16 protein-coding genes and 1 pseudogene are annotated in these 25,899 nt (G+C 60.7%); 5 read left to right on the forward strand and 12 right to left on the reverse strand.

Going from position 1 to position 25,899, the window contains the following annotated elements:
• The first annotated feature begins 95 nt into the window (after positions 1-95).
• A complete protein-coding gene (locus E5334_RS00680) occupies positions 96-1,052 on the forward strand; it encodes a phosphatase PAP2 family protein (RefSeq protein WP_275438858.1) in 957 nt (318 codons plus the stop codon).
• Positions 1,053-1,315: 263 nt separating this feature from the next.
• Here the strand turns inward: E5334_RS00680 and E5334_RS00685 are convergent, their stop codons facing one another.
• The 6 genes from E5334_RS00685 to E5334_RS00710 form a co-directional block, all read right to left on the reverse strand.
• Positions 1,316-1,945 carry a metallophosphoesterase family protein gene (locus tag E5334_RS00685; RefSeq protein WP_136011697.1) on the reverse strand — a complete coding sequence of 210 codons (630 nt, stop codon included), beginning with the start codon at positions 1,943-1,945 and terminating at the stop codon, positions 1,316-1,318.
• A 137-nt stretch (positions 1,946-2,082) separates the two neighbouring features.
• Positions 2,083-2,802 (reverse strand): LytR/AlgR family response regulator transcription factor, encoded by a 720-nt coding sequence (locus E5334_RS00690; protein ID WP_275438859.1) that lies wholly within the window; start codon positions 2,800-2,802, stop codon positions 2,083-2,085.
• A 144-nt stretch (positions 2,803-2,946) separates the two neighbouring features.
• Entirely contained in the window at positions 2,947-4,368 is a 1,422-nt protein-coding gene (locus E5334_RS00695; RefSeq protein ID WP_265591793.1) for a sensor histidine kinase, read from the reverse strand.
• Positions 4,352-5,773 carry a glycosyltransferase family 2 protein gene (locus tag E5334_RS00700; protein WP_167604236.1) on the reverse strand — a complete coding sequence of 474 codons (1,422 nt, stop codon included), beginning with the start codon at positions 5,771-5,773 and terminating at the stop codon, positions 4,352-4,354. Before E5334_RS00700 ends, E5334_RS00695 begins: the two co-directional genes overlap by 17 nt.
• Positions 5,770-6,381: a QueT transporter family protein gene (locus tag E5334_RS00705; RefSeq protein ID WP_275438860.1), complete on the reverse strand. Its 612-nt coding sequence runs from the start codon at positions 6,379-6,381 to the stop codon at positions 5,770-5,772. Before E5334_RS00705 ends, E5334_RS00700 begins: the two co-directional genes overlap by 4 nt.
• 271 nt (positions 6,382-6,652) lie before the next feature.
• Positions 6,653-9,631 (reverse strand): C69 family dipeptidase, encoded by a 2,979-nt coding sequence (locus E5334_RS00710; RefSeq protein ID WP_167604237.1) that lies wholly within the window; start codon positions 9,629-9,631, stop codon positions 6,653-6,655.
• Between the two features lie 524 nt (positions 9,632-10,155).
• Between E5334_RS00710 and E5334_RS00715 the strand changes: the two genes are divergently transcribed.
• The 3 genes from E5334_RS00715 (at position 10,156) to E5334_RS00725 (ending at position 13,149) form a co-directional block, all read left to right on the forward strand.
• Positions 10,156-11,727 (forward strand): C69 family dipeptidase, encoded by a 1,572-nt coding sequence (locus E5334_RS00715; RefSeq protein ID WP_136011699.1) that lies wholly within the window; start codon positions 10,156-10,158, stop codon positions 11,725-11,727.
• A gap of 117 nt (positions 11,728-11,844) precedes the next feature.
• The gene (locus E5334_RS00720) at positions 11,845-12,774 is read left to right on the forward strand and encodes a YitT family protein (protein ID WP_275438861.1); all 930 of its coding nucleotides are present in this window, start codon (positions 11,845-11,847) and stop codon (positions 12,772-12,774) included.
• Positions 12,775-12,969: 195 nt separating this feature from the next.
• Positions 12,970-13,149: a hypothetical protein gene (locus E5334_RS00725; RefSeq protein WP_136011700.1), complete on the forward strand. Its 180-nt coding sequence runs from the start codon at positions 12,970-12,972 to the stop codon at positions 13,147-13,149.
• A gap of 457 nt (positions 13,150-13,606) precedes the next feature.
• On the opposite strand, the gene nifJ is transcribed toward E5334_RS00725, so the two are convergent.
• The 5 genes and pseudogenes from nifJ to ptcA form a co-directional block, all read right to left on the reverse strand.
• Entirely contained in the window at positions 13,607-17,182 is a 3,576-nt protein-coding gene (nifJ, locus tag E5334_RS00730; RefSeq protein ID WP_136011701.1) for a pyruvate:ferredoxin (flavodoxin) oxidoreductase, read from the reverse strand.
• Between the two features lie 651 nt (positions 17,183-17,833).
• Positions 17,834-18,595 (reverse strand): APC family permease, encoded by a 762-nt coding sequence (locus E5334_RS08685; RefSeq protein WP_420812475.1) that lies wholly within the window; start codon positions 18,593-18,595, stop codon positions 17,834-17,836.
• A gap of 70 nt (positions 18,596-18,665) precedes the next feature.
• Positions 18,666-19,271: pseudogene (locus tag E5334_RS08880) on the reverse strand (amino acid permease); the annotation flags it as partial.
• Positions 19,272-19,344: 73 nt separating this feature from the next.
• The gene (locus tag E5334_RS00740; RefSeq protein WP_136011703.1) at positions 19,345-20,784 is read right to left on the reverse strand and encodes an APC family permease; all 1,440 of its coding nucleotides are present in this window, start codon (positions 20,782-20,784) and stop codon (positions 19,345-19,347) included.
• A 94-nt stretch (positions 20,785-20,878) separates the two neighbouring features.
• Positions 20,879-21,967, reverse strand: coding sequence for a putrescine carbamoyltransferase (gene ptcA / locus E5334_RS00745; protein ID WP_136011704.1), 1,089 nt, complete (start codon positions 21,965-21,967; stop codon positions 20,879-20,881).
• A 1,068-nt stretch (positions 21,968-23,035) separates the two neighbouring features.
• Here ptcA and E5334_RS00750 point away from each other — a divergent pair.
• Positions 23,036-23,962, forward strand: a complete 927-nt coding sequence (locus E5334_RS00750; protein ID WP_136011705.1) for a hypothetical protein — start codon at positions 23,036-23,038, stop codon at positions 23,960-23,962.
• Positions 23,963-24,415: 453 nt separating this feature from the next.
• Here E5334_RS00750 and E5334_RS00755 read toward each other — a convergent pair whose 3' ends face one another.
• The gene (locus E5334_RS00755) at positions 24,416-25,618 is read right to left on the reverse strand and encodes an agmatine deiminase family protein (RefSeq protein ID WP_136011706.1); all 1,203 of its coding nucleotides are present in this window, start codon (positions 25,616-25,618) and stop codon (positions 24,416-24,418) included.
• Positions 25,619-25,899 lie beyond the last annotated feature (281 nt).

The following is a 25,899-nucleotide window of genomic DNA, read 5'->3' on the forward strand; positions in this document are numbered from 1 at the left end:
GGCCGGCTTGCATCGCCGAAGCGCCCGCATGAGCGCGCCAGTCGCAAGGCTTACCCAATCATTACAAAGCTGTGAGACAAATCACGGGCCCGCACGTGTACGGTAAAACGGAGCGTGCGGGCTTTTTGTGCCGCCCTCGTCCCCGCACACCCCATTCCACCAAGAGCTTCCCGCTCACGCTTGCATCTTTTCTCGGAAGGCAAGACCTTATGACCCGCACCCCCAAGAAGGATCCTATACAGGAGGCAGGAGTTTCTCGGCATGCAGCCGTTCCTGCCGAGAAGAACGCCCATCCCGCCCCGCACTCCCCTGCCGAGACCGCAGCTTGGCTCTCTCCCGAGGTGGCAAAGCCCCACTACTGGCAGCGCTTCTTGCACCTGTGCCGCCGCCATGTGCGCACCATCCTGGTGTGCGTGGCGCTGCTGTGCTTCTTGGCCATCCTGGAAGACGTGTGGTTTGGCGAGATCGTGAGGCTGGATACGCTGGGCTACCACTTCATCGTGGAGAACCGCAGCGATGCTGTCACACCCATCATGGAGGAGATCACCAGTCTGGCGAGTCCCGTGGTGCTGCTAGTGATGCTGGTGATTGTGGCCGCCTTTGCGCCAGGACGCCGGCCGGGCTTGTGCGCCACCGTCAATCTGGTGCTAGTAGTGCTGCTCAACAGCGTGCTCAAGTTCATTGTCCATAGGCCTAGGCCGGAGGGGTTCAGGCTTATCTCGGAGACGGGATATTCGTTTCCCTCGGGACACTCCATGGTGTCCATGGCGTTCTTTGGTCTTCTGGTATGGATGATCTGGCGCTACGACGAGGACCGCACTTTGCGCATGCTGTGGAGCCTCTTCTTTGTGGCAGTCATCGCGCTGGTGGGCATCTCCCGTATCTACCTGGGGGTTCATTACACCTCAGACGTGCTGGCGGGCTTTTGCACCTCGCTCATTTGGCTGGCGTTTTACACCAAGGTGGTGGCGCCTGTGTTCTTAAGCGAGCCAGTGAATCCCTCTGCCCACCGGCTCAAGCGCATAGTGGAGGCGCCGCGCCACAGCAAGTAGGGGTGCGTTTTGGCTGGGCGCCCCGTTTTGCTGCGGGTTTCGTTTTGCTGGGCCCCCCCCCGTTTTGCTACGTGGATTTTGGGCTGAAAATGGCCGTTTCACTACGTGAATCCACGTAGTGAAACGGAAAACCCCAGGTCGGAAGAAGGCATTAGCTACGTGAATCCACGTAGCTAATGCCTCAACCGCACTACTTCAACAGCACTGGAGCTGCCCCAACGACACCCGCGTCAGTCGTGCCACCGCGGGCCACAACAACCGCCCTACATCCCAAAGCGGAACCAGGGGCTGCCCATCTGCATGTCGCTCACGGGTAGCTGGATGATCTGGGGGTCTTCTACCAAACCGTCGCGGATCCACAGCCGTGCCATGGTGGGCCCCATGGGGGTGCGCGGCAATGTGGGGCTGCCGGGATTGATGAGCCAAGCGCCGGCCTCGGCAGGATAGTTGAGGGCCCCCGCGTCTGAATAGCCCACGGCTTCCATCACCTGCCCGGGATTCTCCATGGCGCGCAGCGGCTTGGACTGCAAGCGACGGCGCAGCACCTGGCCTCCCTCGGCAGAACGGCGGATCGAGGGCTTGTGACTATGGCCGTAGACGCACACGTCGGCCGAGGCCGGCTTGAGCTGCTCCTCATGATGAGCCACTTGAAAGCGCACGCCGTCGATGGAGAAGCGCATCACTCGTTTGATATCCGGGCCGTATTGACCGGTGTAGTCGTTGTTGCCCAGGCACAGGTGCAGGGGAGCTATGGACTTGAGCAGCGCAAAGTCAGACGACGAGGTGATGTCGCCTGCGTGCACTATCACATCAGCCCCGCGAAGCTCGCGCTTGAGCTCGTCCGAGATATAGCCGTGCGTGTCGCTGATGATATCCACTCGCTTGTCTGCCATGACCCTGTGCGTCCTCCGTCTAAAAAGAGCCGCCCCAAAGGACGGCTCGTCTATGGCTGTCAGCCCCTTAAAGGGGAGCTTTCAAAAGACCTTTGGAACACTGCGCTTGCAGCGCCCTAGGATGCCCTCTCGCAGCCTTATATGCCCAAGACGCGCTTGAGCTGCACCACGCGACGGCGAGACACCGAGATCTTCTTATCTTCGATGCCATTCAAACCCAGCTGCAAAATTCCGCTGGACACCACCTCGACGTCTTCCACATGGGCCAGGTTCACGATATAGCCGCGGTGCACGCGGAAGAATCCGTGGGGCACCAGCTTGGCCTCCAGCTGTGCCAGCGAGATGGTGGACAGATAGCGATCGGTATCCGTATAGATGCAGGAATAATCGTCCTTGGCCTCGATGTAGCGAATCTGATCGATAGGCACCAGCACCTTGCGGCCGCCCTTCTCCACCGCGATGCGCTCCTGAGGCGGGTTGGCCGGGGCCACCGGCGCCATGCGGCTCTCCACCTTGTTCAAGGCGGTTACCAGACGGTCGGTCTCCACCGGCTTCATGAGATAGTCCACGGCGTTGACGTCAAAGGCCTGCACCGCATACTCGCTGTAGGCGGTCACAAAGATCACCGCCGGCGGGTTCTTGAGCTTATGCAGGGCCTCTGCCAGCTGCATCCCGCTGGTCTTGGGCATGGAGATATCCAAAAACAGGACGTCCGGCCGAGTCTCAATGATCTTTTCCACCGCTTCGCGCGCGCTGGAAGCCTCGTCAATGGAGTCTACCCTGCCGGTCTCTTCCAGCAAAAAGCGCAGTTCCGAGCGCGCAGGAGCTTCATCGTCCACGATCATTGCACTGAGCATTCAATCACCTCATGGGTCGTGCATCTTCAAATCATCAAAGAGCGGCAGCCGAATCTCGAGCAAGGTCCGGTTGTTGATAAACTCTTATACCTTTTATGACCGTCCAACCTCCTTGGACAACCACAAAACCAGCTGAATCCCATCTTACACCACTGGGCGATTCTCGCTATCTGCCGGTATCTCAGCCCCGCCTTGGACCCCTCCGTGGGGCCTGGGGGCTACCGGAGCAGGCCCATGGATGGCCCCGACCAGCTTGAGGGTCACTGCCGTGCCTTCCCCCAAACGGCTCACGATGTCGATGCCGGAGCCCGGGCCGTAATAGCGCGCCAAGCGCTCCTCGACGTTGCGCAGGGCGATGCCCGTGCCTTTCTCGGCATCTGACATGCCCGACGCCTTTTGCAGCATGGCCTCCACCTGCTCCTCGCTCATGCCGCAGCCGTCATCGGCCACGGCGATGAGGATGTCGGAGTCCTCGCGGGTTACATGGATGTCGATATGCAGGACGCCCTCCTCACGCATGGCATGGCGCACGGCGTTTTCCACGATGGGCTGGATCACGAAGGCGGGCACCATGACGTTCTCGCAGCCCTCCTCGACGCGCTCCTGCTCGGCAATGCGGTCCTCGCCAAAGCGAGCGTACTCGAAGGTGAGGTAGCGGCGGGTTTGCTCCAGCTCGCGCTCCAGAGGGATGAGCGACTCTGAGTTTTCCAGCGTCTGGCGGTAGAAGGTGGCAAACTCGCGCAGCAGGGCGCGGGCGCGCATGGGATCGGTGCGGGTAAAGGCCGCGATGGTGTTCAGGGTGTTGAAGAGGAAGTGGGGGTTGATCTGGGCTTGGAGCGCCTTGACCTCGGCCTGGGCGGTAAGCTGGGCTTGGCGCTCCAGCTCGTAGAGGGAGAGCTGGGTGGAGAGCAGCTCGCCAAAGCCCTCGGCCACGGCGTGCTGGGTGTTGTCGATGTCTTTGTAGCTGCGATAGAAGAACTTGAGGGTGCCGATGGTGTGGTTGCGCACCACCAGAGGCACCACGATGCCTGCCGGCACAAAGCTCATGAGCTTGAGGCGGCTCTGGGCGTCCATGTTGGCCATGGCGTCGTTGTCCAGGCGCTTCATGAGCGAGAAGGTCTGGGTACGCCCGCTGTCCAACGCCTCGCGAGTGGCTTGGGTGGAGATGGGGCGGCCGGGAGGGAAGTTTTCCTCGGACTCGCCTACATAGGCGATGACCTTCTCGTGGTCAGTGATGGCAACGGCAATAGCCACCGTCTCTGGCAGCAGAGACTGGCACACGGCGCGACATCCCTCGAAAGTGAGGCCTCCCCGCAGATGCTCCAGAGTGAGCGACGCGGTGCGTAGCGTGCGCTCGGTGGCTTGGGAGCGCACGGAATCCGGAGCGCCCGAGGCTCCCGCGCCCACCACTATCACCACGCCGATGCCTATAGCCGCGATGACCCACACCATGGTCTCGCCCTGGGCAACGCCCCAAATAAGCAGGATCGCCATGGTGAAGATGCACAGGCACAGGATGGCGGTGATGAAGTTGTTGATGTAGTTGTCTTTACTGTTGCGCGCCATGGGCACCATCTGTCTCGCTGACGGCATCCTGCTCAGACGCCTCTAGGGCCTCCTTGGCTGCCGATAAGGACTCCTCCTGCTCATCGGCGGCCTCCACCGTCTCCTGAGCGTCTTCCCAGGCTTCGTCCATAGAGCCAGTGGCTTCCGGCTGCGCTTGAGCAGCCGCCATGGTGGAATCAGCGGTGGAAGCCGGCGCCAGGTAGGGGTTCTGAGCGGGGATTCCCGGAGGGGTGCCATGGTCGAAGAGCCAAGCGGCCACCTGGCGCTCGGACCACAGGCGGCTGACAATAGAGGGCCACCAACTCATGAAGCTCAGGTAGGAGAGCACGTGGTTCTCGGCATTGGCGGCCGCCTCTTTGAGCCCGGAGCGCCAGATGGCCAGATACTCGGCGTGGTCGGAGGTGCCCAGGGCCCGGCGCAGCGCAGTGGAGGCGATGCGGCGGTCCAGGTCGTCGGAGATCCAAGGGCCGGGATAGGGCATGAGGGACTCGGGGGTTACCTGATTGAGGTCGATCTTGGTGGCTGCTCGGGCGAGCTTGGCCCGCTCGTAGACCCAGCGAAAGACGTTTTGGCGAAAGCGGTTGGCGGGCCGGGGCGTGGAGGGCGGCAGGTGCATCACGCGCCATTGGTTGTCAAACCATACGTCCAGGCCGTAAAGGCGCAGGTTAAAGAGGTAGTCCATGTCTTCGCCGCGAGTGATGAAGGGGTCGAAGGCCACGCGGGAGTAGGCCTCGGCGCAAATGGCCATGCAGCCGCCGCACATGAAGCTGGACCGGGAGATGCGAGGGCCCGCTTGAGCCTCACGCATCCAGCGGTTGAACTGCAGGTTCTTGTCCCAGTCGCTGTCATACCAGGCCAGGTCCTCGCTGGCAAGGCAGGACTCGTTCTCGTCGATGAAGTAGCCGCTCTTCACCAGCACAGGCAGGTTCTGACGGGTACGCTGGCCCAGGCCATAGACAGCCTCTGCCAAGAAGGAGGGTGAGAGCACCACCTCGTCGTCATCCAAAAAGACCACCACATCGTGGCCAAAGACTGCCGCAGCCACCAGTCCCATGTTGCGGATGGCGCCGTAGCCGCGCAGGCTCACGCACTCGCCGGTGAGCCGCGGGGCAATCTCCATCACGCAGTTTTGAAGGACACGGCCCTCGGCCTCGCCAATGACCAAGGGCGAGAGGTTGGGATGCTCAGCGCAGATGGCGTCCACCTGGGCGCGGGCTCGCCGCTCGGACTCAGGGGAGGCCACCAGCAAGATGATGGTGCGCACCACGCCGCGCACCTGCTCCAAGGACTCCAGGCAACGGGCCAGCTCCGGGTTGGGAGTACCTACCGGAGTGGCGTGGTCATAGCCGCCCACCCGCTCCTCGGTGGAGGTCCAATAGGACGGGATAACGATGGCTGGATTCATGAACGGTCCCCTTGAGCCGGGACGACACCGTCGGACGCGAGCAGGCCGGGCAGCGGCGTGCGCTTGAGAGCCCGCGCCAACGGCAAGCCCAGGCAGTACATGGTGACCCCTTCGCCCAAAGCCGTGGCAGCCACGCCAAAGAGGTACATGGCACCCCAGGCCCCGTCCAGCGAGATGGAGGTGAAGGGAATGGTGTAAAACCCCAAGCCCATAAGCATGAGCGGCAAGTAGGCCGGCACGATGAGAGCGTTGAAGATCACCGGGCCCGCTACGGCAAGCGCCGGTTTTGCCCTGAAGTGCCAGGTAAACCAAGCTCCCAACGCTGTAGCCAAAGTACCGAAGGCCACGTCCAAAAGCCCCAGCGTGCCGGTTCCTCCCAGCACTATGTTGCAAGTGTTGGCCACCGCGCATCCCAAAGCCAAGCCGCCGATGGCGTCCGGCGTGAACAAGGCAAGCACGCAGAGCGCCTCGGAGATGCGAAATTGCACCGGGCCCCAGGCCAATCCGCCCAAAAAGAGCATGGTCACCAACGTGGCTGCCCCATAGAGCGCAGCGATCATTGCGATGCGGGTCATACGGCCCGCAGACAGTGGAACTCGATTGGCCATGAACATCCTTCCTGCAGCCGCGCCGCGGCGGCCCAAAGAGACGCCTCTCACACCTAAAAGAATGATGCAGCCACACGAACCGCCCCGGCTATGAGGGCCGATCGTCTCGGCAGCACACCCGTGTTCCATACTACCCGACAGCTCGGGCACCTACGGCGAAAGCCTGCGCCCTTTGCATCAACGTTTTCTTTCTTACCGAGAAAAGCCTCCCCGCCGCAAGAGAGCGATGGGGAGGCTTTGGGGTAGGACGTGGTCGAGGCGAGAGGAAAGCTTAGAACCTCACGGCGCCGTCTGCACCGATGGTGAAGCCGCCTATGCGGGTGTTGCTTACCATGGAACCGTCGGAGCGCAGCAGGTAGAGCTTGCCGTTGTCGATCTGCCAACCGGTCTTCATAGCGCCGTCGTCAGCGCCGCCCAGCAGGTACCAGGAACCGTTGACTGCCTGCCAGCCGGTCTTCATGGCGCCGTCGTTGGAGCCGCCAAGGTAGTACCACTTGCCGTTCACCAGCTGCCAACCGGACTTCATGGCGCCGTCGTCAGCGCCGCCCAGCAGGTACCAGGTGCCACCGACCTTCTGCCAACCGGCCTTCATAGCGCCGTCGTCAGCGCCGCCCAGCAGGTACCACTTGCCATTGGCTGCCTGCCAGCCGGTCTTCATGGCGCCAGAGCCGTCGAGCAGGTACCAGGTGCCGCCGACCTTCTGCCAGCCGGTCTTCATGGCGCCGTCCTCAGCGCCGCCCAAGAGGTACCAGGTGTCGCCGTCCTTCTGCCAGCCGGAGAGCATGGAGCCGTCCTCGTCCATGAGGTACCACTTGCCGCCCACTGCCTGCCAGTCGGTCTTGGCAGCGTTGTTCTCGCCAAAGAGATACCAGGTGCCGTCCATCTTCTGCCAGCCGGGATCGACCTTGGAGCCGTCCTCAGGCAGGTAGTACGGGGTCTCATCCACGGTGACCCAACCGGTCGCCTGAGCGCCGTCCTCGCCAAAGGCCATGAGCTTGCCGTCTACGGTGTAGACACCGGTCTTCATGGCGCCGTCGTCGCCCAGGTTGTAGGTCTTGTCGCCCACCTTGGTGATGCCGGTCTTCATGGCGCCGTCGTCGCCAAAGTAGTAGGTCTTGCCGTCGATCTCTTTCCAACCAGTGGCCATGTCAGGGCTGTAATAGGAGGTCTTGTCGCCATCCTTTTGCCACCCAGTTTGAGAGACGCCGTTGGCATCGAAGAGATAGTTCTTGCCGTCGATGGTCTGCTTGCCGGTGGCCATCACGCCATCGGTGCCAAAGTAGTAATCCTTGCCGTCGATGGTCTGCCAACCGGTCTTGGCCTCGGGAGCGGCATAGTAGGTCTTGTCGCCCACCTTGACAAAGCCGGTCTGTACAGTGCCGTCTTCGCCCATGACAAAATCGATGCCGTCGATCTTTTGAAGGCCGGTCTGGATCTTGCCGTCGGCGTCCACGTGGACCTGCTTGAGCACCTGCGCGCCGTCCACGGTCTCCCTCAGGACAACCCAGCGATTAGCGGCGCCCGCTACGACGCCGTCGGCAGCGGCGAGCGGAGTTTTGACCTCAGCGGAGTAGGTCATAGGAGTCTTGATGCCCTGGGTGGATGTGTCGTAGTCGCTGGGCACGAAGGGGGTCTTCTGATCGCCGTTGTGCCAGGTGCGGAGCTCGGTGAGAAGGGTCATGTACTTGGCATGGGCCTGCTCGGTGGCCACGCTGTTGGCCAGGTTAGCGGCAGCGGTTTGCGCTTCGCCAGAAAGGCCCCTGACATAGGTCTTGACTTCTTCGTTCTGGGTGACGAAGTTGTCCTGGAGGGCACGGATGTAGCTGTGCACCGTCTCGCCCACCTGCTCGCGGTCGGCGTTGCAGATGGTGTTCACGTCCATCATCACGTAGGGCATGTAGTAGTCCCAGGGGCCGGCTTTAAGGGCCTCAGCAAGATTGTCGCGACCGCCGCCACCCTGATGCGTCAGGTCGAGATCCTGAGTGCCGTAGCGGGGGTTGACCTCGGTCATCAAGCCGCCAAAGGAAGGTACTGCCAGGGAGAAGTCATCACGATTAAGGGCAAGCCACTCAACGGTGGCCTCTGCGGTATCCTCCTTGGAGGCGTCAGCGCTCGCCACACGATTGATCTCGAACATGTGGGTCTCGAGGGAGTCCTGGCGGCCAACGCCGGTAACAGTATTGGCGACGCCTTTCTTGAGGCCGGTGACAGTGTCGGCGCGAGCGGCCAGCGAGCGGATCATGTCCGTAGTGGTCCAGTCGCCCTTGCCAGGGGTGAAGAACAAGGTGCGGCCATCGGTCACATCAAGAATGCGGCCGCCGCTCACGTAGTAATCCACGCCGTCAAGACCGTCGAAGTAGGCGCGGCCAATGACAAAGCGGGAGAACTGGCCCGCGCCCTCGTCGGCACGGGCATAGGTGCTGGCGATGTCAGGCTTGGTCTCGTCGGGCTTGCCATCAGCGCCCTCGAAGTACTTGAGCACACCAGCCTTTTTGGGCATCTCCACCAGGTCCTTGGAGTGGAGGCATTTGGCGGCGTCAGAGAGGTCCAAGTCCTCAGGATAGGTGAGCGAACCCATGTTGGGGTTCACAGAGGCCTTGTCCTCAGGCAGCTGGAAGCCCAGCCACTGGTGGCCAGAAACCACGGAGAACATCCAAGACTCGTGAGCGTCGCTAATGATGAGCTGGTCAGAGGAGCAAGAGCCGTACTTATCGACCAAGGAGCCTAGGAACGCCACGGCGTCTTTGGCGGTCTTGTTCTGGCCCAGTGCCAAGGCCACGTAGTTGAACTCGCCCACGCCGCTGTCTACCGCGGGGTCAAGTGCCCTGATCTCGGAGCTGGGATAGGTGGACAGCGTGGCCGAGCAAGACACGCCCCATTCGTTGATGCCGGCGGCGGAATAGGCGTTCTTAGCGCCTTCCCAACCATTGTCGCCGCGGTCGCGCACATAGGTGTAGCGATAGGTGGGCGTGTCAGAGGTCCACTGGAAGTTGTCACCCTCGGCAAAGTCGCCGTTCTCGTTTGACTGATAGACGAAGCCAGCCTCATGACGAGGCTCCACGCCAAAGATCTTTGCTTGGCGGGCGGCGGTGTCCTCGGCACGGCCGGCATACCAGGTATTGGCCTCCTTGGTATACGTGTTGGGCATCCACACCTGAGTGCACGCCAGCGCGTTTACCGGGAGGGCCATGATGGCTGCGGCACCCAGTGCCAAGCCGGTCATCGCCTTGTTGAACCATCGAGTCTTCATAGGCATCCCTTTCTCGGGGACTCCGGATTGAGTCCCTCTCTCTGCCAACAGACGTGCTGGGAAAGGCTCAAAAAGCCTCAAACCCCAACAGCTCCACGGAGCCGCTCCCCCTTCGCGACCGGTTACTCTCTATGGGTCCGCAAAGCTTTGGCTCCCTTTCAGCAACTATAAGGATACTCCCTTCTTTGTCGATATGTCACTGAAACTTCCAAGGGTGCTTATTCACCGACGAGCGGTGGGTTTTTATGCGGTAACGGTTGATTTTCATTCGTTTCTATAGGGTGCCTAACAAGACGCTACACAGGATTAACCTGCTCTTTAACACATTGGAGCGCAATTTCTTAATTGCACGGTCTTTTATTTATGCACTATGCGCTAAATACTAAAATATGAATATCAATGCGTATTTATCTATATTTATGGCAATTTTTCCAGGCCGTTTTTCCGGCTTTTACCCCTTGTTCCAGAGTTATGGGACAGAGTCTTAAAATAAAATGGCTGCTCACCGACCAGAGAGGAATGCTATGGCTTGCACAACATTGTTGGTAGGCAAGGGCGCCACCTACGACGGCTCCACCATGATCGCCCGCGACGAGGACGACGGCGACGGCGCCTTTTGCCCCAAGAAAATGGTGGTGGTCGAGCCTGCCGATCAGCCCCGCCACTACCACTGCGTCATCTCTCATCTGGATATCGAGCTGCCAGAGACCCCTCAGCGCTATACCGCCATGCCCAATGTGGATCCCAAAGAGGGCATTTGGGCAGAAGCCGGCGTCAACGACTCCAATGTAGGCATGAGCGCCACCGAGACCATCACCACCAATCCCCGCGTCTTAGGCGCAGACCCCCTGGTGGCCTATCAGCCCGCCCAGGGCGCCCCGGATACCCCTGGCTATCTGCCTGAACAGCCTGGCGGCATTGGCGAGGAAGACCTGATCACCCTGGTGCTTCCCTATATCACCACCGCCCGCGAAGGCGTCCTTCGCCTAGGGCAGCTGTTGGAGCGCTACGGCACCTATGAGTCCAACGGCATCGCCTTCTCCGATGAAAACGAGGTCTGGTACCTAGAGACCATCGGCGGCCACCACTGGATCGCCCGCCGCGTGCCCGACAACGCCTATGTCACCCAGCCCAACCAGCTGGGCATCGACCGCCTGGATCTTCTGGACGCCACCGGCGACGGCAGCGAGTATCTTGCCAGCGCCGACATCATCGATTTCATCATCGACCACAGGCTCAACCTGGCCATGCCTCAGTCCCTCGCCAAAAGCGCGTTGGCCTCTGCAGTGAACGCCATGAGTGCCGACAAGGACCGCCTCCGCGGGCTGCCTCGCATCGTGAACCCCCGCATCCTCTTTGGCAGCCACGATTACACCGACCACATCTACAACACTCCCCGCGCCTGGTACATGCAGCGCTGCCTGAACCCCTCGGACACCTACGACGGCCCCGACGCCCAGTACCAGCCAGAGAGCGACGACCTGCCCTGGTGCCGCGTGCCCGAGCACAAGGTCACCGTGGAAGACGTCAAGCAGGTGCTCTCCAGCCACTACCAAGACACGCCCTACGACCCTTACGGCAGCCGCGGCAACGAGCTCACCCGCAAGTACTATCGCACCATAGGCATCAACCGCAACAACGAGTGCGCCTTGATCCAGATCCGCCCCTATGCGCCTGAGGGCCTGAAGGCGATCCAATGGACCGCCATGGGCGACATGACCTACTCCACCTTCATCCCGCTCTACACCAACGTCCACTCCATCCCGGCCTACCTGGACGTGGCTCCCCGCACCACCACCGAGACCTTCTACTGGGAGAACCGCATCCTCGCCGCCCTGGCCGACGCCCAGTTTGGCAGCAACTGGAATACCGTTTCTGCCTACCAAGACGCCACCCTAGGCCAAGGCCATGCCCAGATAGAAGCCACCGACGCTGCCTGCGCCCAGCTAGGAGGCGCCCAGCTCACACAGGCGCTCGAAGCCGCTAACCAAAAAACTTGCGACCTCATCCAAAAAGCCACCGACGACGTCTTGGCATCGGTGCTCTTTACCACTAGCGTGAACATGCGCGACCGCTTCAACATGAGCGACCGCTAACGACGCTGTCTCGCCTGGCAAGATCGCGTGCGCCACACCCTCTGCGCCCAAACCTCTTGCCAGGCACCCACCCTATCCCTCGATCTTTCAATTCCCGCGAAAAGAGCCTCGCCCGCCATGGACATGCCCCTGATACCTCCAGGAATCAACGCCACCCCCGAAGACAAAGCCAACGGCGAGCGCATGCGCCGCCGCCGAGAGCTCCCCAGCTTTAGACGCACTTTCTTCTTTGTGAACATGGGACTGTTGCTCACCGCCATAGGCATCGTCATCTTCAAGGCGCCCAACCATTTCGCCTTGGGCGGCACTTCGGGCCTCTCCATCATCCTCTCCACGCTGCTGCCCCAGTTCGACGTGGGCGACTTCATGTGGATGCTCAACGTGATCCTGGTGGTCGCCGGCCTCATCCTGCTGGATCTTCGTACCATGGGCTGGACCGTCTTCGCCTCCTTCGCCCTCTCCTTTTACGTCTCGCTCATCGAAATCATCTGGCCCCGAGTCACCCCGCTCACCTCCAACCCCCTGCTCGAGCTCTGCTTCGCCGTAATGTTGCCGGCTATGGGCAGTGCGCTGGTCTTCAACGTGGGCGCTTCCACCGGCGGTACCGATATCCTGGCCCTCATCCTCAAACGTCGCACCCATCTTCGCGTGGGCCAAGCGCTCCTTGCCACCGACGGCGCCATCGTCGCTGTCGCCGTCTTTCTTTACGGCGCCGAGACGGGCCTCCTCTGCATCCTGGGCCTTCTCGCCAAAACCCTCATCGTGGACAACGCCATCGAGGGCTTCAACCAATCCAAGGTCTGCACCGTGCTCTGCCCCGACCCTGCCGCCGCCATCGACTTTTTGGTCAACCAGCTCTATCGCACCGCTACCCTCACCCAAGTCCAAGGCGCGTTCTCCGGCAAGCCCATGACCCAAATCACCGTGGTGCTCTCCCGACCCGAGGCCGTCCGCTTCCGCGCCTTCCTCGCCGAACACGAGCCTCAAAGCTTCATGACCATGGTGAGCAGCTCTGAGATCATCGGCCGAGGCTTCCGCTCCATCTAGCTGCCGAGAAACTCTGCCGCCTCGCTCCCCCACCGCCCCTACGCTGAAGCCATAGCCGCCGCAAGAGCTGCTATGGCTTCTTTGTTGATGAGGCCCCCGAGCAGCTGCTTGGACATAGTCACCCCCATTGCCGGGTAAAACCCTTTCTAGCAGCGTTTTGCATGAAGCAAAACCCTTACACCTACCGGAGGAACCATGTGCAGCGACACCCAGAAAAAAGTGGACGAAGTAAAAGCCGGCGAAGCCGACCCCATGATGGTGGAAGGCGCCAACTCTGTGGAGCAGGAGACCGAGGGCGTAGATGTGCCTCTCACCACTGATCCCGACGACGTTGAAGGCGTTGTGGAAGTGCGCGACATCAAGCTGGAGGATTAACCTTCCAGCACAATTCTTGGCTACAAGTGAGTGGTCGCAGAACAAATAGCAGGCGATAAAAAGGGATGTTGACCTGGGTCAACATCCCTTTTTATCGCCTGCCGCCGGGCTTATCTGCCTTCCAACGGGATTGCAGTTAGAACCGAGAACGCCTTTGGTTCCGAGTGCGGTCCCTATGAAACAAGCCCCTGCAGAATCCCTGAGGTCAAGCCAGCTTGCTCACAAGGCTAGTGGGCACTGGGGTTTTACAAAACTCCAGTGCCTAGACCCGCCTCATAACGCGCACGGCGCCAAAATACTTCCCATGAAGGCCTTAGTTGCAAGTGAGCACCTGCCAAGAAGAGCTCCCAACGCAAAAGAGACCGCACTCCCAAAGGGGAATGCGGTCTCTTGCAAGCAATGCGAGCGACTTAGAAGTAGCTCACGAGCGACTCACGGGATGCGAGTCAGGGAGAAATTACTTCTCGGCAGGCTCGTCTGCCTGATCATACATGGACTGCAGCTTGAGCAGGTGCTCGTAGCGATCCATGGCAGCCTGCTCGTTCTCGGCGAACAGCTCGGAAGCACGGTCCGGGAAGAAGCGGCGCAGCGAGGCATAGCGGTTCTCGTTCTCCAGGAACTCCTGGTAACCGCCCTTGGGCGCCTTGGAATCCAAGACAAAACGCTTGCCGGCGGGAGCGGCGGGGTTGAAGCGGAACAGGTTCCAGTAGCCGCAATCCACGGCGCGCTTCTGCTCCTCCTGGCAATGCAGCATGCCGCCCTTCTTGATGGAGTGCATCTCGCAGGGGCTGTAGCCGATGATGAGGGAGGGGCCGTCGTAGGCCTCGGCCTCAGCAAGGGCCTTGAGCAGCTGGGAGGGGTTGGCGCCCATGGCCACCTGGGCCACGTAGACGTAACCGTAGCTCATCATCATCTCAGCCAGCGGCTTTTTCTTGATGGACTTGCCGGAGGCGGCGAACTGGGCAACCTGGCCCAGGTTGGACGCCTTGGAGGCCTGGCCGCCGGTGTTGGAGTAGACCTCGGTGTCGAAGACGAAGACGTTCACGTTCTCGCCGGAGGCCAGCACGTGGTCGAGGCCGCCAAAGCCGATGTCGTAAGCCCAGCCGTCGCCGCCGAAGATCCAGAAGGACTTCTTGGACAGGTAGGACTTGTTGGCGGCAATGTCCTCGGCTACGGGGTTGTCGCTCTTTACCAAGGCAGAGGCATAGTCAGCGGAGACCTGCTGGGAGATGCCAGTGGTGTCCCTGTTCTCGAGCCATGCGGTAGCAGCCTCTTTGAGGCCCTCGGGCAGGCCCTCGACCTCCAGCAGCTTCTCGGTCTGAGCGGCCAGGCGGTTCTGCTCGGCCTTGTAGCCGATGAGCAAGCCCAGGCCATGCTCGGCGTTGTCCTCGAACAGGGAGTTGTTCCAGGCAGGGCCGTGACCGGCAGCGTTGCAGGTGAAGGGAGAGGTGGCCGCAGGATTGCCCCAGATGGAGGAGCAACCAGTGGCGTTGGAAATGAACATACGGTCGCCGAAGAGCTGGGTGACGAGACGAGCATAGCTGGTCTCGGCGCAGCCGGCGCAAGAGCCGGAGAACTCCAACATGGGCATGGAGAACTGGCTGCCGCGGGTGTTCTTGTCGCTAAAGAGCTCGCGCTTCTCGGTGACATCGTTGACCGCGTAGTCCCAGACAGGAATCTGGTCGGCCTCCTCGGCCTGAGGCACCATGGTGAGGGCGCCACCGTCCTCCTGGGTGGACTTGGGGCATGCGGAGAGGCAGTTGTAGCAACCCATGCAGTCCAGCGGGGACACGGCGACCGTGAAGGTGTAGCCGGTGTTCTTGGGGACCTTGAGCTCCAGAGTCTTCATGGCCTCAGGAGCGTTAGCCTGCTCCTCGGCGTCCATGACGATGGGACGGATGGCGGCGTGGGGGCACACATAGGCGCAGTTGTTGCACTGGATGCACTTCTCGGGATCCCAGCGAGGAACCATAACTGCAGTGCCGCGCTTCTCGTAGGCGGAAGCACCGAGCTCCCAGGCGCCGTCGGCGTTCTTTGCGAAGGCGCTCACAGGCAGGCTGTCGCCGTCCATGCGGTTGATGGGGTTCATGATCTTTTGGACCTGCTCGACGATGGCGTCGCGGCCGCGCAGGGTCTCGTCCTCGACGACCTCGGTGGCGTTGGCCCAGTCAGCGGGCACCTCGAACTTGTGGAAGGCGGTGGCGCCGGCGTCGATAGCCTTGTGGTTGGCGGCCACCACGGCGTCGCCCTTCTTTGAGTAAGACTTGGTGGCGGCGTCCTTCATGTACTGGAGGGCCTCCTCGGCAGGCAGGATGTCTGCCAGGGCGAAGAAGGCGGACTGCAGCACGGTGTTGGTGCGCTTGCCCATGCCCACCTTCTGGGCCAAGTCGATGGCATCGATCAGGTAGACGTTGACGTTGTTCTCGGCAATATAGCGCTTGGCCTCAGCAGGCAGGTGCTCGGCGAACTCCTCGTCGGACCACTGGGAGTTCACCAGGAAGATGCCGCCCGGCTTGACGTCGCGGACCATCTTGAAGCCCTTGATGATGTAGCTGGGGTTGTGGCAGGCCACGAAGTCGGCCTTGGTGACGTAGTAAGGAGCGCGGATGGGAGAGTCGCCAAAGCGCAGGTGGCTTACGGTCACGCCGCCGGTCTTCTTGGAGTCGTACTGGAAGTAGGCCTGCACGTACTTGTCGGTGTGGTCGCCGATGATCTTGATGGAGTTCTTGTTGGCGCCCACGGTGCCGTCGCCGCCCAGGCCCCAGAACTTGCACTCGATGGTGCCAGGGGCAGCGGTGTTGGGGGCATCCGGGTCCATAGGCAGGGAGAGGAAGGTGACGTCATCCTCGATGCCGATGGTGAACTCGCGCTTGGGCTCATCCTTCTTGAGCTCCTCGTAGACGGCGAAGGCGGCTGCAGGAGGCTCGTCCTTGGAGCCCAGGCCGTAGCGACCGCCGATGACGGGGATCTCGGTGATGCCGGCCTCTACCAGGGAGGTGATGACGTCCTGGTAGAGAGGCTCGCCAATGGAGCCGGGCTCCTTGGTGCGGTCGAGCACGGCGATCTTCTTGACGGTCTTGGGCAGAGCAGCGGCGAAGTCCTCTACAGACCAAGGACGATAGAGGCGCACCTTGACGAGGCCTACCTTCTCGCCGTGAGCGTTGAGGTAGTCGATGACCTCTTCCAGGGTGTCGCAGAAGGAGCCCATGCAGACCACTACGCGGTCGGCGTCGGCGGCGCCGTAGTAGTCGAAGAGGTGATAGCTGGTGCCCAGCTTCTCGTTGATCTTGTCCATGTAGCCCTGGACGATCTGGGGCAGCGCGTTGTACGCGCTGTTGCACGCCTCGCGATGCTGGAAGAAGATGTCGCCGTTCTCGTGGGAGCCGCGGGCGGTGGGGTGCTCGGGGTTGAGCGCATGGTCGCGGAAGGCCTGGACGGCGTCCATGTCGACCATGTCCTTGAGGTCCTCGAAATCCCAGGTGGCCACCTTCTGGATCTCGTGAGAGGTGCGGAAGCCATCGAAGAAGTTGAGGAAGGGCACGCTGCCCTCGATGGCGGCCAGGTGGGCCACAGGAGCCAGGTCCATGACCTCCTGGACGTTGCCCTCAGCCAGCATGGCATAGCCGGTCTGGCGGCAAGCCATGACGTCGGAGTGGTCGCCAAAGATGTTGAGGGCCTGGGTGGCCACGGTACGGGCGCTCACATGCAGCACGTTGGGCAGGCCCTCGCCGGCCATCTTGTACATGTTGGGGATCATCAGCAGCAGACCCTGGGAGGCCGTGTAGCTGGTGGTGAGGGCGCCAGCGCCCAGAGAGCCGTGAACAGCGCCGGCGGCGCCGGCCTCAGACTCCATCTCCTGGATTTTCACCGGGGTGCCAAAGATGTTCTTGAGACCCTGAGCAGCCCACTGATCCACATGATCAGCCATGGGGCTGGATGGCGTGATGGGATAAATGCTCGCCACCTCGGTGAAGGCATAAGAGACCCAGGCTGCGGCCTCGTTGCCATCCATTGACTTGAATTTTCTTGCCATATCCTCTCCTTCAAAGCCTAACGACCCACCCTCAAAGGGTGATTGTGTACCGGGGAAACCCCAGCTAAAGCCTGTTCCAAGGATGGTGCGCCGCTCGCTTAAGCCACCAGGCCTTCGCCACGGGCAGCCCCAAGGGGCGCCATGTACACAGCCGCTGGCCAGAAATAGGCGCACTATCGCCTTATGATTATCACTCATTTTCAGCTCTGGGGCATAGCTGAACGCCACTGAATTCAGGCTTCTTCTACGCCGTCCGCCCTCGCAAAAAATTACCTGCTTGCAAGGGTTTCTTGCAGGACAAGCCCAAGGAGACCGCACGCCTCCTTCCAGGCTCCCGCAGGCGCACCTCCCCTACAACCCCAAGCACTGCGCAATAAATATATTTGTAAACTCCATCATAGCTTCCGCCAACGGTAGTGGACATGGCTAATGGCGCTCCTCCAGGCCACACACATGAAATGCCCCCGGTAGCCCTCAGGCTTCCAGGGGCTCTCTGGGACAGCTCCTCGCCCGCCGCACCCCGCACTCACAGGTAGGCGCAGGCAATGCAAGCCCTGCCGAGAAACCCTTCCATCCCAGGCAGGGAAGGTGAGGTTTTCTCGGCAAGGAGAAGTGCCAAAGCGTTTTGGTTGCAGCTGTTGGCTGCGAAGGTCACTGGGAGAGGACCATGGGACCAGAGTCGGAGTCGTCTGGAGCAGAGCCGGTGGGACCTGCGGTTGGAGCTGTTCTGCACGCCAATTGGCGCTTGCGGCTCAGGAGGCGTTGAACCTCTCCAGCGGCCAGCAGGATGAGCACGCCCGCCAAAAGGGGCAGTTTGGCCAGCTCGTCGGGAGTGTCGTTGAGGGGTACCGTGGTGGCCACGGCAGCCAGCACGATCTCTGCCACAGGCAACGCCAGCATCACGGCCAACAACCTGCCCTTGAAGGGGGCGCAAAAGACGCGCTCGCGAGAGTCGGTGGCGCGCAGGCGGGCGAATGCGGGAAACATGGGCAGATAGCTCAGGAGCAGAAAGACCACGTTCATGGAGAAGAATATCCAGAAGACCTCGGAGTCTTCGCCCAGAGGCACTTGCAGCAGCAATACCAGGCTTGCCACGATGCCGGTCATGCGGGCGCTGCCGTTGGGCATGGAGTTGGTGCGCGACCGCAGGGCGAAGGGACGAGGCATGTTGCCTTCCTCGGCGGCCTTGCAGGCCACAGAGTTGATGCCAAAAGACCAGCTCACCATGTTGGCGAAAAGGGTCACCAAGAACGCGGCGCCCACCAGGCTCACCAGCGGCGAGCCCTCCCCCACCATGGCTACCACCGCGTCCACGATGCCGGAGTCTAGGTTCAAAGACTCGGTGGGGACGGCGGCGCCAATGCCGATGCCGCAGAGGATGTAGACTGCGGCGATGGTGATGCCTCCAGCCACGATGGCGATGGGGGATGTCGCGGCGAGGGTTGGCCATGGAGTCGGTGAAGGTGGCCACCACCTCGAAGCCCATGAAGTTAAAGAGGATCACCGAGAGATAGGTGAGCGAGTTGGGGTCTGCCAGGTTGGGCAGAAAGGTGTCGGGGGTCATGGGGTTCGCAAAGCCATGGGCGCCGGCAAACCACAGGCCCACGCCGGCTACCCCCAACGTGATGAGCACCTTGATGATGGCGCCGCCGTTCATGATCCAGTCGGCGTCGGAGACCGGCGAGAAGGCGCCCAGCGTCACGCCCCAGACAAAGGCCAGCTCCAAAAGAATGCGGCCCCACAGGGGCAGCTCGACGCCCCAGACGCTCAGGAGCACGCTGGGGTAGATGCAGGCCACGCTGGCGATCCACAAAGGGAAGTTCACCCAGTAATACCAGGCACACCTGGAACCCCACTTGTCCCCTAGGCCGGCGCGCACCCAATCGTAGAGGCCGCCGTCGGAGGTGTAGGTGGAGCCCAGCTCGGCCACCACCATTCCGTAGGGCAACAGGAAGGTGACGATAAGCACGCCCCACCAAAAGAACTGCACGTTGCCCATGGCCGAGGCAGGGGCCACCGCCTCGATGGTGAACACGACACAGATAACGGACAAAACCACGTCTTTCAAGGAAAATCTGCCAGCTGCCATACGCCGGCCTCCTTACCAGTAGAAAAGGCGCCGCCCGACGGGCAGGGCAGCGCCTTCCAGTCACACAGATTCGCTATTGATGGTCGGGGCCCTTCTCGGCTTCTTCTGCCAAGCGCTCAGCAGCCAGCTCGGGGGTAAGGCCCGTGTACTCCTCTTTGCGACCGCGGGCAGACCAAACACGCACTACCTCGCCCAGAAGCACGAAGAGGATGACACCCACCAACATGGGGATCTTGGCCAGCTCGTCCTCGGTGCCGTTGAGAGGCACGATAGTGGCGACAATGGACAGCACCAGCTCGATGGCGGGGATGGCCACCATGACCTTCATAGCAGCGCCCTTGAAGGGGAAGGTGAAGACGCGGGGACGGTCCGGGTCGATCTTGCGCAAGCGCAGGAAGGCCGGGAACACGGGGATGTAGCTGATGAGCAGGAACACCACGTTCATGGAGAACAGCATCCAGAAGATCTGGTCGGAGATGAAGTCGATGGGGATCAGCTGGAGCAGCAAAGCGAGGCTTGCCACCACGCCGTTGACCACGTTGGCGCCGTTGGGCATCTCGGTCTTCTTGGACTCGATGCCAAAGACGCGAGGCATATTGCCGTGCTTGGCGGCATAGTCGGCCACGAAGTTCACGCCAAAGGACCAGCTGGCCATATTGGCGAACAGGGTGATCAGGAACACGATGCAGATGATGGCGAACAGAGGCGAGTCGCCCGCCATGGTTTGCACAGCGAAGATCATGCCAAAGTCGGGGTCGATCTCGCTGGTGGGGATAGCAGCGCCAATGCCAAAGCCGCAGAACAGGTAGATGGCGCCGATGGCCAGGCCGCCCAAGATGATGGCCTTGGGGATGTCCTTCTCGGGGTTCTTCATGGAGTCGGCGAAGGTGGTGACCACCTCGAAGCCCATGAAGTTAAAGAGGATGATGGACAGGAAGGTGAGGGCGCTCACGTTGGTGAGGTCCGGCAGGAAGGTGGCCGGGCTCATGTCGTTGGCAAAGCCGTTGGCAGTGGCGTACCAAATGCCCAGGCAGCCTACGACCACCGCGATGGCCACTTTGAGGATGGCGCCGCCGTTGAGCACCCAAGCAGAGTCAGAGACCTTGGAGGTGGCCATGAGGACGACGATCCAGACAAAGGCTAGCTCGATGGCCAGAGTGCCCCAGACAGTGAACTCCATGCCGGTGACAAAGCCGATGATGTCGGGGAACAGGGTGGCGCAGGAGGCGATCCACAGGGGGAAGTTGATCCAGTAGTACCAGGCCACGCGGGAGCCCCACTTGTCACCCAGCGCGTCGCGGACCCAGTCATAGAGGCCGCCGTCTGAGTCATAGGTGGTGCCAAGCTCGGCCACCACCATGCCGTAAGGCAAAAGGAAGGTGATGATCAAAAAGATCCACCAGAAGAATTGGGCGTTGCCGATGGCGGCGGCGGGGGCTGCAGCCTCGGCCACGAACACCACGCAGATCACCGACAGGATGACGTCTATAAACGAGAACTTCTTACCAGCCACAACTACTCCTTTCGTTGTGCCCAAGGGCTGCCTGGAGGCGCATTGTTAGGAGTCGCACCCAGGCAGCCCTCTGTGATTGAGTAGGGGTCAGGTATTAGTTGTCCAGCTCAGAGGTGGGGAGCTTCATAGCCTGAAGGGCAGCCACCAGCTCCTGTTTGGCGCCGTTGACCTCGTCGGTCACCACGTTCCAGGGGCAGAAGGTGGCGAGTAGGCCACGGATGGAGTGCTTGCGGTTCTCAGCCTCGACCCAGCAGAGGGAACGCTCGGGATCGTCCATGACCTCGTCGACGACCTCCTCGCCGCGGGTGGCGGGCAGGCAGTGCATGAACTTGGAGTTGGGGCTGGCCAGGTTCATGAGGTCCATGGTCACCTGGTACTTGGGATAGAAGACGTCCATGTAGGAGGCGCCGTCCACCTGAGCGTCGTAGAGGCCGTACCACACGTCGGTGTAGACGAAGTCGGCGCCCTTGATGCACTCGGGGTCGTCGGAAATGGTGATGGTGCCGCCGGAGACCTTGCAGTTGGCCTCGCCGATGGCCATGAGCTGCTTGCCAAAGGCAGCGCGCTCCTCATCGGTGCCTACATGCAGGGCGCCGTCGGGAATTTGATGCCCCTTCGGCCCGAACTGCACGAAGTCCATGCCCATCTTCGAGCAGATGAACATGAGCGACACGCAGGTCTGGGTGGCGTCGCCGATGAAGGCAAACTTACAGTCCTCGATCTTCTTACCGGCGGGCAGGTTCTCGATCATGGTCATGAGGTCGCCGAGCTCCTGGGTGGGATGGTTGAACTCGCTCATACCGTTGATGACGGGGGCCGCGGAGTACTTCGCCAAGCTCACTACATCCTTATGACGATTGACGCGGGCCATGAGGATGTCCACGAGGGAGCCCATGACGCGGGCGGTGTCCTCGATGGACTCATGGCCGCCGAGCTGGATGGTGCCGGGGCCGTAGAACTGGGCGTGGCCGCCCAGGTCGGTCATTGCGGTCTCGAAGGAGATGCGGGTGCGGGTGGACACCTGCTGGAAGATCATGCCCAGGGTCTTGTCCTGGAGCAGATGGGGATAGTAGCCGTTTTTGATGCACTTCTTAAGAGCAATGGAGAGATCGATGATCTGGAGGATCTGCTCTTTGGTGAGATCGTTGGTGTCGATGAAATCCTTGGGGAATCCCTGAGCCATAGCGATGTCCTTTCTCCGAGAGCCTTAGGTGTTGAGGCCCTTCTCCCTGGGGCGGATGGGCTCCGCCTGATCTACGAGTCCAATATTCATCGATGGTTTTCGAAGGGCAAGGTTATTTAGGGTTGAGGTGCCATTAGGAGAAATCAACCCTAGATAAACCCTTGCTAGACCAGCCATTGGAGCCCTCGCCGAGCTGGATCGAGCGGAGATTGTTCTGGCGGGCAGGGCTGCCCGCCAGAACGGGGGCAACAGCATTATGCCGAGGGCAAGAAGCGACAAAAGGCTGCTGTGCGGGCGGCCATCCTACCGCCAAGCACCCTGCTGAGTGACCCGCAGCGCCTGGCCGCGTCCGCTGAGCATCGCGCCGAGAGCGCCAAACATCCTAAAGTGCCGACTAAGCATCCTGCAGCACCGCAGCGCCTACTAAGTACAAGTACTTAGTAGGCGCATCTGATGAGCTGCGGTTTTATCACCTACTAAGTACTTTTTTCTTTCTTGAGCCGCGCGAGGACCCAAAAAAGTACTTAGTAGGCGCCTGACCGGAGTCACCCAACTGTGGCCACCCGACTGCGGGTCTCCTACTGCCCGACTGCGAGCCTCTCCCACCGGGTCGTGGCCGCGCACATGTGGGGTGCCCACGACCCGGCACGGATGAAGGTATCGAAATATAGTGGACACCCACTTTACCCATAAAGGTGTCCCTCAAAAGAGTAAGCTCGAGAAACCTGGTGATGAAAACTCCGGGTTTTGAGGCTCGGGAGGGGCGCTCCGTTGTTATGAAGCTTGTCGTGTTGGACGCCTGATATTCAGCACGTCTAAAAAGCTCTCCCCCAAAGGGTGCAAGGCCAAAGTGGCAGCGAGAGAACAGCGAAAGCAAACGCCACCCCTTGGCAGCCGTCAAAAAGCAGTGCTACCAAAAGCAACGGTCGCCCGCCAAGCCTCCGTATATATTTTAAATTTGATATTGATAGGCGGAGGGGTACGGTGTTAATCCTTTGTGGCATATCGGCTCATCTAGCCCTGGTATCTGGGATATCCCAGTTTCTATGCACCCCCGAGGAGCAAAGAATGGCTCTCGCCAACAGCCAAGCAAACAGATTGGCCATAGACCTGCTCGAAAGATCAAGGCTCTACAGAAACAGCCGTGAAATTCGTCAGGCCCTGAGTCCATGCGACACTACTGCAAGCCTCCTGGTGAACGATCCAACGAAGGCTCACAGACTCAAGAATTGCACAGTAACTGTATGCACAGCCGACCTCCCGCCGGGAGCATTGGTACGGCTATGGCCGGCCTCTCTTCCTAAAGATTGTGAAAGCGCCATCTATCTCACTGCCCCGATGGAGCATTTTCGCCAGTCAGCCGGCAGACTCACCTCTAGCCAGCTGCTCCTCCTGGGCTCTTGGTTATGCGGGCAGTATCGGCCCCGTCCGGATCTTACCAGCGGTTTTATCGGCGCCCCGCCCCTCTGCTCTGCCGAATCAATACAGCACTATTTAGCTATGCACCCTCTGTTGCGGTGCCGGAAAAAAGCACAGTCCACCGCCGCTTGCCTTATCAATAACCTAGCTTCTCCCGCAGAGGCAGCGCTCCTCCTGCTGCTCACCTGCCCCGCTCGACTAGGCGGCTACGGCTTGCCAAAACCCAAGGCAAACCCCAGCATTGCGCTCAATGAATCCGCGCGCCAGTTGCTGCCTGCTCAAAAGACTGTGAAACCTGACCTTTTCTGGCCCAAAGCCGCCCTCGACGTCGAGTATGACAGCGATGAGTACCACAGCCGATCCCTCAACACTCACGACCGACAGCGAATAGCCGCCCTTATGGCTATGGATATCGAAGTGCTCCCCATAACCCGACAGACCCTTTATAGCGAATCCGCTTTAAAACGCGTTGCCGAGATAATCTCTCGAAAGTTAGGTGTACCTCTTCAGACACCAGTGGAGTCAAAACAGGCTGAACTCCGGCAAACCGTATTGGGCCCACATGATTTTTGGTAATCCCCTTACGTCATCAAGTATGGAGGTATGCTCGCTCTCCTCCATGTCTGTCACTCCTCACTGCCACCACTCTTCGCACCTGCCACTTCTCGCACCTACTAAGTACATGTGCTTAGTAGGCAATCTGCTTGACCTGCATTTTTATCGGCTACTAAGTACTTTTTTCCTTCCCAAGCCGCGCGAAAGCCTAAAAAAGTACTTAGTAGGCGCACCTTCCAAGGGCGCATTGGCTAAGTACTTAATAAGTGCGCCAGCTAGTAGGTGCCTCGATTTTGCGTCGCGTAATTTAAACCACCCACCCCAAAAGACCTCGCAGGCACTGAGTCCTGCGAGGTCTTGGGGAAAGACAGCGGTCTTTGAGGACGTGCGGGGAGCCGGCACTCCCTGACGCCTTAGGGGATACAAGGGCATGTGCCTAGGGAGTGTGCCTAAGGTTGGAGGCGAAGCACACTTTTAGGCGACAGGCTCCTGCTGGGTGATGCAGTGGATGTTGCCGCCGCCGCAGACTACCTGCTCGCTCTTGACGCCCACGCACTTATAGACGCCCTCACCCCAGGTCTCGTCGTAGATCTTCTGAAGAGTGTCGACGGCCAGCTGGTCGTTCACGTCGCCGTACTGAGGCACGATGACGCCGTGGTTGGTGACCAGGTAGTTCATGTAGGAAGCAATGAGGGGCTCATCGGGAACGCGGGGCTCGGCGCTCTCGTCCACATCGATGGAATCGCAGGCTTCCTGGGTCATGTACAAGGGGTTCACCGGCATGGGAAGCTTGTAGACCTTGAGCTTGCGGCCCTTGGCGTCAGTGGCGGCAGAGAGGGTCTCATAGGCGTCGTGGCACTGGCTGTAGAAGGGGTAGTCGGGGTCGTCGGTCCAGATGACGGCCACTACGCCAGGGGCGATGAAGGTGGCGGCGGCGTCGATGTGGCCGTTGGTCTCCTCGGGGTCGATGCCCTCCTTGACCCAGATGACCTTCTCGACGCCCAGGTACTCCTTGAGGTGCTCGTCCATATAGGCGCGCAGCGGCTCGCTCCAGGGCTCGAACTTGAGGGCAAAGGTGGGCCAAATGCCCGCGTCGGGCTCGTCTATGCGCACGGCGGAGGCGGTGCGGCCAGGGGAGAGCAGGCACTGGTCGGTGACGATGACGGTGCCCTCCCCGTCCACGGTGATGGAGCCGCCCTCAAGGATCATGTCGTCGGGACGATAGGTGCGGGCGCCGGCCAACTCGGCCATCTTGACGGCGATCTCGTCGTCGGCGCGCCAGGGGAAGTAGAGGCCGTCCACCAGGCCGCCGTAGGCGTTGAAGTGCCAGTTGTTGGCGCGCAGCTCGCCCTCGCCGTTGACCACGAAGGTGGCGCCGGTGTCGCGGAACCAGGCGTCGTCGGTTGTCATCTCGATAACGGAGACGCGCTCGTCCTCTTCGAAGACGCGCTTGCAGTTGGCGTAATCGGCCTCGTTGGCGCACATGACCACCGGGGTGAACTCAGAGATGGCGCGGGCGATGTTTGCATACTGCTCCTGGGCAGGCTTGGCGCCAAAAGACCAGGTGTCGGTACGATGGGGCCAACCCATCCACACGCGCTTTTGGGGTGCGAACTCTGCCGGCATATAAAAGCCGTCGGCCTTGGGGGTGGACTCTGACTCAGGGATAGTGCGCATGACAAGAGCCTCCTTAGGGGTTGGGGGCGCCAGACGATCACCGGGAAATCTCTGGGGCCCTAAGATGAGCGGATCTTCTGTGAAAGCGACATGACTCTACGGCGCCTTGCCCTCTCATAGGCCGCTGTGACTGAAACTGTCTTGAATATCAGCCCACTGCCCTAAGAACACAAGACGATTTGAGGTTGAGAGACCGCTAGGAGAAATCAACCCTAAATAAACCCCTGGCACAAAGAGGTTGAGCTCCTTTCTCACATATATACATTTCCATCTAATCTCAT

Source organism: Muricaecibacterium torontonense (genome assembly GCF_004793925.1).
Classification (GTDB): Bacteria; Actinomycetota; Coriobacteriia; order Coriobacteriales; family Atopobiaceae; genus Leptogranulimonas; species Leptogranulimonas caecicola.

Coding starts and splice junctions, on each gene's coding strand:
- E5334_RS00750 (WP_136011705.1), top strand. CDS start 23,036: ATGGCTCTCGCCAACAGCCAAGCAAACAGATTGGCCATAGACCTGCTC.
- E5334_RS00710 (WP_167604237.1), bottom strand. CDS start 9,631: ATGAAGACTCGATGGTTCAACAAGGCGATGACCGGCTTGGCACTGGGT.
- E5334_RS00685 (WP_136011697.1), bottom strand. CDS start 1,945: ATGGCAGACAAGCGAGTGGATATCATCAGCGACACGCACGGCTATATC.
- E5334_RS00715 (WP_136011699.1), top strand. CDS start 10,156: ATGGCTTGCACAACATTGTTGGTAGGCAAGGGCGCCACCTACGACGGC.
- E5334_RS00700 (WP_167604236.1), bottom strand. CDS start 5,773: ATGAATCCAGCCATCGTTATCCCGTCCTATTGGACCTCCACCGAGGAG.
- E5334_RS00720 (WP_275438861.1), top strand. CDS start 11,845: ATGGACATGCCCCTGATACCTCCAGGAATCAACGCCACCCCCGAAGAC.
- E5334_RS00690 (WP_275438859.1), bottom strand. CDS start 2,802: ATGCTCAGTGCAATGATCGTGGACGATGAAGCTCCTGCGCGCTCGGAA.
- E5334_RS00705 (WP_275438860.1), bottom strand. CDS start 6,381: ATGGCCAATCGAGTTCCACTGTCTGCGGGCCGTATGACCCGCATCGCA.
- E5334_RS00695 (WP_265591793.1), bottom strand. CDS start 4,368: ATGGCGCGCAACAGTAAAGACAACTACATCAACAACTTCATCACCGCC.
- E5334_RS00725 (WP_136011700.1), top strand. CDS start 12,970: ATGTGCAGCGACACCCAGAAAAAAGTGGACGAAGTAAAAGCCGGCGAA.
- nifJ (WP_136011701.1), bottom strand. CDS start 17,182: ATGGCAAGAAAATTCAAGTCAATGGATGGCAACGAGGCCGCAGCCTGG.
- ptcA (WP_136011704.1), bottom strand. CDS start 21,967: ATGGCTCAGGGATTCCCCAAGGATTTCATCGACACCAACGATCTCACC.
- E5334_RS00755 (WP_136011706.1), bottom strand. CDS start 25,618: ATGCGCACTATCCCTGAGTCAGAGTCCACCCCCAAGGCCGACGGCTTT.